Origin of the sequence: Chitinimonas sp., from assembly GCF_041904975.1 — a bacterium.
Lineage (GTDB): Bacteria > Pseudomonadota > Gammaproteobacteria > Burkholderiales > Chitinimonadaceae > Chitinimonas.
Map to the genome: position 1 here is coordinate 19200 of NZ_JAYRLZ010000020.1, position 8093 is coordinate 27292.

The 8093-nt window shown below is 61.2% G+C and carries 6 protein-coding genes; 3 read left to right on the plus strand and 3 right to left on the minus strand.

The features are described from left to right. Positions 1-90: 90 nt before the first annotated feature. Both ACE3OH_RS03595 and ACE3OH_RS03600 read left to right on the plus strand, forming a co-directional pair. Positions 91-3375, plus strand: a complete 3285-nt coding sequence (locus ACE3OH_RS03595; RefSeq protein WP_374348517.1) for a S41 family peptidase — start codon at positions 91-93, stop codon at positions 3373-3375. Positions 3376-3742: 367 nt separating this feature from the next. Continuing rightward, positions 3743-4669 carry a hypothetical protein gene (locus ACE3OH_RS03600; RefSeq protein WP_374348520.1) on the plus strand — a complete coding sequence of 309 codons (927 nt, stop codon included), beginning with the start codon at positions 3743-3745 and terminating at the stop codon, positions 4667-4669. Positions 4670-5225: 556 nt separating this feature from the next. Here ACE3OH_RS03600 and ACE3OH_RS03605 read toward each other — a convergent pair. After that, positions 5226-5504 (minus strand): DUF2917 domain-containing protein, encoded by a 279-nt coding sequence (locus tag ACE3OH_RS03605; RefSeq protein WP_374348523.1) that lies wholly within the window; start codon positions 5502-5504, stop codon positions 5226-5228. A 228-nt stretch (positions 5505-5732) separates the two neighbouring features. Next, positions 5733-6329, minus strand: coding sequence for a DJ-1/PfpI family protein (locus tag ACE3OH_RS03610; protein WP_374348526.1), 597 nt, complete (start codon positions 6327-6329; stop codon positions 5733-5735). 86 nt (positions 6330-6415) lie between these two features. Here ACE3OH_RS03610 and ACE3OH_RS03615 point away from each other — a divergent pair, with 86 nt between their 5' ends. After that, positions 6416-7750, plus strand: a complete 1335-nt coding sequence (locus tag ACE3OH_RS03615; RefSeq protein WP_374348529.1) for a PLP-dependent aminotransferase family protein — start codon at positions 6416-6418, stop codon at positions 7748-7750. On the opposite strand, the gene ACE3OH_RS03620 is transcribed toward ACE3OH_RS03615, so the two are convergent. Beyond that, a partial coding sequence (locus tag ACE3OH_RS03620; protein ID WP_374348531.1) for an RNA 3'-terminal phosphate cyclase occupies positions 7747-8093 on the minus strand: 347 nt, incomplete at its 5' end. The two genes, ACE3OH_RS03615 and ACE3OH_RS03620, sit on opposite strands and share 4 nt — an antisense overlap.

An 8093-nucleotide genomic window follows, 5' to 3' on the forward strand; every position in this document is an offset into this window, starting at 1 on the left:
GCTCTGGCAACAGGGCTCGGCTTTTTGCCATAATGCCCGGCCGGCGCGGCCAGGGGGTCGTTGCCACCCCACCTGCCCGAGTGATACCCAATGAAACGTTTTCGTCTGGCGCTGTTGGCTGCAGCCCTGTCTGCCAGCAGCTTTGCCACCAGCAACGGCTACTTCCGCTTCCCCAGCATTTACCGCGACACCGTGTCGTTTACCGCCGAAGGCGATGTGTGGACCGCCTCGCTGAACGGCGGGGAAGCGCGCCGGCTCACCAGCAATCCGGCCAGCGAGATTCGCTCCAGCATTTCGCCCGATGGCCGCTGGATCGCCTTTACCGCCGCCTATGAAGGCCCGCAGGAGGTGTATGTGATGCCACTGCAAGGCGGCGAGCCGACCCGGCTGACCTTTCACAATAGCCGCGCCCTGACCCTGGGCTGGACCGCCAGCGGCGAAGTGCTGTATTCCACCGCCGGCGCCACCGGCCCGCTGTCGGAACGCATAGTCGCGGCGGTGCATCCGCAAACCCTGCAACGGCGGGTGTTTCCGCTATCGGATGCCAACGACGCGGTGCTGGACGAGCGCGGCGAGTATCTCTACTTCGTGCGCTTTGGCCTGGCGGTCACCAATGACAATGCGCGCCAGTATCGCGGTGGCGCCCTGTCGCAACTGTGGCGCTACAAGCTCGGCGGCAATGGCGAAGCCGAGCGTATCGGCCCGCGCGACGCCAATCTGCGCCGGCCGATGTGGTGGCAGGGGCGGCTGTTGGTGATCAGCGATCAGGATGGTCACGACAATCTGTGGAGCCTGCAGCCCGATGGCAGTGGTGCGCAGCAGCTGACCCGCCACACAGATTTCGATGTGCGCAGCGCCAGCCTCGGCCAGGGCCGGGTGGTGTACCAGCTGGGCGCCGACTTGCGCCTGTTCGACCTGGCGAGCCGGCAAGACCAGGTGCTGAATATCAAGCTGCTGTCCGACTACCAGCAAACGCGCGAGCGCTGGCTCAGGCAGCCGCTGCAATACGGCACCGCCACCGCGCTGGCCGGCAATGGCGAGCGGCTGGCACTTACCGTACGTGGCCATGTGCTGGTAGCCGGCGAGAACAAGCTGCGCCGCGCCGAAGTCGCCCAACCGGCCGGCAGCCGCCTGCGCAATGCGGTGCTGAGCCCGGATGGCAAATGGGTATATGCCGTTTGCGATGCCAGCGGCGAGCAGGAAATCTGGCAGTTTCCGGCCGATGGCAGCGGCAGCGGCAAGGCACTCACCCAAGATGGCGATGGCTTGCGCCTGAACATCCAGCCCTCGCCGGATGGCAAATGGCTGGCCCATACCGACAAAAAGGGCCGGCTCTGGCTGCTGGAACTGGCCAGCGGCAAGAACACGGTGATAGACGATGCCAGCAAGCGCGAAGGCGGCAATCTGCAGCGCCACGAATACGACCAGCTGAGCTGGTCAGCCGATAGTCGCAACCTGCTGTTCGTTCGGCCCAATTCAAATCAAGGCCGCAACCAGCTGGCCCTGTACTCGCTGGATCGCAACCTGACGCAATGGCTGACCAGCGACAAATATGATTCGCACTCGCCGGTGTTTTCTGCCGATGGCCGCTGGCTGTGGTTCCTGTCGGAACGGCAGTTCCAGCTGGCCAACCAGGCGCCGTGGGGCGATCGCAATACCGGCCCGCAATTCAGCCGCCGCAGCAAGGTGTATGGCCTGGCCCTGCAACCGGATGCCCAGTTCGCCTTTGCCGCCAAAACCGAGCTGAGCAGCGCCGCAGCCGACAGTGAAGCCAAGCCGGCCGATAGCAAGGAAGGCAAGAAGGACGATGCCAAAAAGCCAGGCGGCAAGCCCGCCATCGTCCTCGATGGCCTGCCGGGCCGCTTGTATGAAGTCCCGCTGGCCGCCGGCGACTACCGCGACCTCGGCAGCGATGGCAGCCGCCTGTATGTGCTGGACAATGAAGGCGATACCCTCAAGACCTTCGCCATCGACAACAAGGGCGCCGCTGCCGAAACATTCATGGGCGAGGTGCAGGAATTCGCACTGTCGCACAACGGCAAGAAGCTGTTTATCCGCAAGAAGGCGGCGCGGGGCCTGGGCGATATGTATATCGTCGATGCCGCTGCCAAAGCGCCTGCCGATATCGCCAAACAAGCCATTGCCCTGAATGACTGGGCGCTGCGCATCGACCCGCGCGAAGAATGGCGGCAGATGTTCAACGATGCCTGGCGCATGCACCGTGATTACTTCTTCGACCCGGCCATGCGCGGCGTGGACTGGTCGGCGGCACGGCGCAAGTACGCCCCTCTGGTGGAACGCGTCAATGAGCGCGCCGAGCTTGACGATGTGCTGGCGCAGATGTCGGCCGAGCTGGGCGCCCTGCATTCGCAGATCGTCCCCGGCGAGGAGCGGCCAGCCAGCGATGTCGCCACACCGGCCGGCCTGGGCGCCGAGCTGGAGCCAGCGGCCAATGGCTGGCGCATTGCCCGCATCTACAAGACCGAGCGCGAGCTGCCGGCGGAGCGCTCGCCCCTGCAGGCACCGGGCCTGGATATCCGCGATGGCGATGTGATCATCGCGGTCAATGGCCGCCCCAGCCGCGACTTGCGCGATTTCTCCGATGCGCTGCGTAATCAGGCCGGCCAGCAACTATTGCTGGAGCTGCAACGCGGCGACGGCAAGCCATGGAAGGCGGTGGTGACGCCGGTCAATGCCCAGCAGCAGATGGCGCTGCGCTATGGCGACTGGGAGCAGGGCAATAAGGCACAGGTGGAAAAGCTCGGCGGCGGCAAGCTCGGCTATCTGCATCTGCGCGCCATGGGCGCGGCCGATATCAGCAGCTTTGTGCGCGAGTTTTATGCCCAGGTGGATCGCGAAGGCCTGATCATCGATGTGCGGCGCAATAACGGCGGCAATATCGACAGCTGGGTCATCGAAAAGCTGCTGCGCCGGGTGTGGGCGTTCTGGCAGGGCTCGCGCTCATTCGCCAACGTCAATATGCAGCAAAGCTTCCGTGGCCGCCTGGTGGTACTGACCGATGCACTGACCTATTCCGACGGTGAAACCTTCGCCGCCGGCGTCAAGGCGCTGAAACTCGGCCCCATTGTCGGCAGCCGCACTGCCGGTGCCGGAGTATGGCTTAACGACGCCAACCGCCTGGCCGACCTGGGCATGGCGCGTGCCGCCAATGCGCCGCAGTTCGATGTAGCGGGCAACTGGCTGGTGGAGGGCGTAGGCGTGGCGCCGGATATCGAGGTGGAAAACCCGCCGCATGCCAGCTTCCTGGGCGAGGATCGTCAGCTGCAAACCGCCATCGCCACCTTGCAGCGCCTGCTCAAAGAAACGCCGGTGCCAAAGTTGGAAGCCAAGCCGATTCCGTCGCTGGGCAGATAGAACCTCGGCAACAGTAGCGGGCAAAACATGGTTTCGCTCAACCTGTCCGAACCCAAGGTTCGGACAGGTCAATGATTGGCTCACTCGCGCTACAGGCAATCGTTGCGGCTGCCAATATCGCACTAGTATTTGAGCTTTGAGCTCAGCTCCTCCTACCTCCACTCCCAACTCAAAAGTGCTTGCTTATGCGCATAGGCAACCGACCTTTGATCCAGATAGCTAAACGAACGCAACACAAAAATATCAAATCGGGCTTTCCGAGACATACAGCTTTTTAGGCGCTCGCATCGCAACAACAGGCTAAAAAATTTATCAAAGCATGGGACGTGTATTTTTTTGCAACTGTCACAATGAAAATTGCAGAAATATGCACTTTCTCGCTTATGTGAATATTTCCCAATTATGCATATTGCATACATTCTCGAACAATGCGAAATTCCCGCCTCCTTCAACAAGCCCTCATTTAGAAATGAATAAAGCAACAGTTAAAAAAATTGCAATGCTAATTACTGCATCTGCTATGGCACTGACTGCCAAGGCAAATCTTTTCGAACAACATGATTCACCGAAAGTTAGCGCCACCCGCTATGGCGCCTTGTTCCCTGGCCAGGGGCTTGCGTCGGGCGAAGCGATCACGCTTCGTGAAGGTTATTCGCTAGTCATGCAATCTGATGGTAATTTGGTACTGTGGGTCCGCGGACGTGCTGCTTGGCAAACCTTCACAGGTGGAGACCCTAAGAATCGCGGTGCGACATTTGCATTCCAGACAGATGGTAATGCAGTTGTTTATGACACTACAGGCAAAGCTCTTTGGGACAGCAAAACAAATGGCATGCCCAATATCGAAAGAATGGAAATCGACGGGTCAGGCATATCGTCCAACGATGGTTTGGTTATCTATCAATCATATATGTGCCCCACTAGGCCAGATGGCACGCGCGGCGGATGGTACTACCCGATTTGGAAAAACGGGCAACGGATTATCGTAGATCATCCGGAACGCGGCTGCGAACCTTACACCCCCCCCACTCCCACTCAACCAACCGTATACTGGCTTGAAGGCGCTGGATATCAAATGATGACTTCGACTGGCTGGGGGTGGGGGCAGTATACCCCTTGCGTGAAGATTACCAGTACAATTCAATACGACCTAACAATGGACAAACTTGCCGCTGCAATCAAAGCCCAATACCCTTGGGCCCCGCACGTATCTCTGGGTTGCACTAAAGATCGAAACGGAGGCTATGAGCCGCGCAGCAATGGAGACACCGCACCACCGTCACGCCCACGTTAGTATATAAAGTGAGCCGGCACTTCCGAAAAGATCTAGCGGCCGATGTCAATTGAGCTGAATGCCCGACGTAAATCAACCGCTCAGGCCGCAAGCCACCGTGCTTGCGGCCTGTTCGCTTTATATTTATATCGGCCACTCTAAAACCTTGGTCTTCTATGCTCTGGTCTTCGCCTGGGCGAATTCGGAAAATGCTCCCACATGTTCTACGGGTAGAACGACCATTCCCGGAGTGGCAGACTGATTTCTGATCTACGAATCATTTCGCACGATGTATGCAATAAATTGATGCATAGTCAGAGGCCAAATGAGCGAAAACCTGGCCAATGGGGATTTATAGCAATCCTGACGTACAGCCTTACTCCCAAGGACAAACGTGTCGGAATAAGCAATTTCTATGCTGTGTTTGCATGGTGAATTCATGCGGTGATTCGCCATGCTTCACCGAACTGGCGCCGCTCTCGCGGCGTCAGTGCTTGCCATCGCTTGAATCCTGCCAGCCACGCGCCTGAAGTCCGGCTCGCTACCGTCTTGCTACAACGGTGACGATTGCTATCCCTCAAGGTGTCGACTTGGCTACAAGCGTCGGGCTAGCTGCGGTTTCGGACTGTACGTCCTTAAGGCGCCAACGCAGCTGCGACGGAACCAGTGCCTCGACCACCAGCCTGCCCCACCCTTGCAGGATATGCACATCACCGGCCTGCAGGACAAGGTCTTCGCCGCCCTCTTCGGTCAGCCATACCGATCCGCGCACCAGTTCAAGCGAGCCAGAGGCATCTACCATGCTGACCAGCGCCTGTCGGGCCAATGCCTGTTCATATTCGTCAAAGTTGTGCATGGCGCGCCCTTCCTGCTGCTGGTTGATGCAAATCCATTTGTGAATCGAATGACAAACGCCGTAGGCGCGGCTTTAGCCGCGATATAGTCCGCAATCGCAGCCGCCCCCGGGGAGGCTCTGATCGCATCGAGTCTTCATCCACCATCGCCAGTCCCGCATTGCGCGGGGAACCGCGCTGTTGGCGCGCAAGTGGATTTGTTCAGCGAGTCCCGAGGCGATCCGGCCTTCTTATAGATACGGCGCGATATTGCTGATGGCCCGCGCCACATAGTCATCCTTCTCGCCCACCGGGGCGACATAGTGAATGGCGTCGCGGGCAGCCTCCACGCCTTGCAGGCGTGCGATCAGCCAGGCGGCCAGATAGTGCGAGGCAAGGCAGCCGCCGGCGGTGGCAACATTGCCATGGGCGACAAAGGGCTGATTGCTTACCCGGACACCGGCCTCTTCCACCCAAGGCTTGGTGATCAGATCGGTACAAGCCGGCACATCGGCCAAGAGGCCCAGCTTGGCCAGCACCAGCGCGCCCGAGCATTGCCCGGCCAGCAGCTGGCGCGACGGGTCGAACTGCAACTGCGCCATCAGCGCCTGATCGGCCACCACGTCGCGCGTGAGCATGCCGCTGCCGACAATCACCGCATCGGCTTGCGCCGCATCATGCAGGCTGGCCTGGGCCTCGACCCAGACACCGTTCATTGAACGTACCCGCTCGGCGGGGCTGGCGATCGATACGCGCCAGCCGGGCTGCTTGACGCGATTGAGTATGCCCAGGGCGATAAAGGAATCGAGCTCGTTGAAACCGTCAAAGGACAAGATGGCGATATGCATGGCGACTCCGGCTTGGAATGAAGTGATGGCGCATCGTATGATTCCATTCCAATACAATCAAATAATTGTCATGGATGCATTGGACTATGGCCACCGCCCGCTATAAGCAGCTACTCGACCGACTTGTCGCCCAGATTCGCAGTGGTGCGCTTGCCCCCGGCACACGCCTGCCCACCCACCGCGAACTGGCACGCCGGGAAGGGCTGGCCCTGGTGACGGCCAGCCGGGTCTACGCCGAGCTGGCCGCCATGGGCTTGGTCAGCGGCGAAACCGGACGCGGCACCTTTGTACGCGAGACGGCCTTGCCGGCGGCGCTGGGCGTAGACCAGCAAGTGGTGGCCGATGATATGGTCGACCTGAATTTCAACTACCCGGCGCTACCGGGGCAAGCGGACATGCTGCGCAATGGCCTGCGCCAGCTCGCCACTGCCGGCGATCTCGACGCCTTGTTGCGCTATCAGCCGCACGGCGGCCGCCCGCATGAGCGGGCCATCGTGGCACAGCATCTGCGGGTACGCGGACTGGAACACCCGGGTGAGCAGGTGCTGATCGTCAACGGCGCCCAGCACGGGCTGGCCGTCACGGTAATGGCCATGCTGCAGCCGGGCGATGTGGTAGCGGTAGATGCACTGAGCTACCCAGGCTTCAAAGTCCTGGCCGAGGCGCACCGGCTGGAGCTGGCACCGCTGCCGGCCACGCCGGACGGCCCCGACCTCGATGCATTCGAGCAGCTGTGCCAGAGCCGGGCGGTTCGCGCCATCTATGTCATGCCCACCCTGCACAATCCGCTCGGCAGCGTCATGCCAGCCGGCCAACGTCAGCGCCTGGTGGAATTGGCCCGCCGCTTCGGCACCGTGATCATCGAAGATGCCGCCTACGCCTTTCTGGTGAACGACGCCCCCGCCCCATTGGCGGCGCTGGCGCCCGATATCACGGTCTATGTGTCCGGTTTTTCCAAAAGCGTGGCCACTGGGTTACGCGTCGGCATGGTTGCCGCGCCCGCCCCTTGGATCGCCAAGCTGGAGCGCGCCATTCGGGCCACTACCTGGAATGCACCGGGCGTGATGACGGCCTTGCTATGCAACTGGCTGGAAGACGGCACGGTGGCGAAGCTGGAGGATGAGAAGCGGCGCGACGCCAGTGCGCGCCAGCTTATTGCCGCCGCAGCGCTGGCCGGACTGCCGTGCCAGGCTCACCCGACGTCTTACTTTGTCTGGCTTGCCATGGAAGAAGCCGTGCGCGCCGACTTGATCGCCAAGGCCCTGCTGGATGAAGGCATTTCCGTCGCGACTGCCGCCCCGTTTGCCACCACCGCCCAAGCGCCGCATGCCTTGCGCCTGGCGCTGGGCTCGGTCGCGCAGGACGATCTGGCAGCGGTGTTGCGCAAAGTCCGCAAGCAGATAGACCGGCATCGCTACTAGGCCACGCGGGCCGGCGCCGCCCTCCGTACCGCCTCGCCGTCCACATCGAGCCGCCACAGGCCATTAGCCTGCTGCTGCACTGTGATTTCCACCGGCAGGAATTTCTCAATGACCGCGATATTGCTGTGCAAATGCGACGAGGCAATATGGGTGGTAAAGCTACCGCCGCCCGCCAGCGCCATCGGCAGCAGCAACTGGTCGGCCAGGTGCTCGCCCACCGCCGCGCCGCTATCCAGATAGTGCCGCGCTTGTGTCGCCACCTGGTCGGCCACCCGCTCGGCCGCCACGCCGCATTCGCCAAAGCTGGAGAACAGCTCGGTCAGGTGCTGGTGGCTGGCGGTGA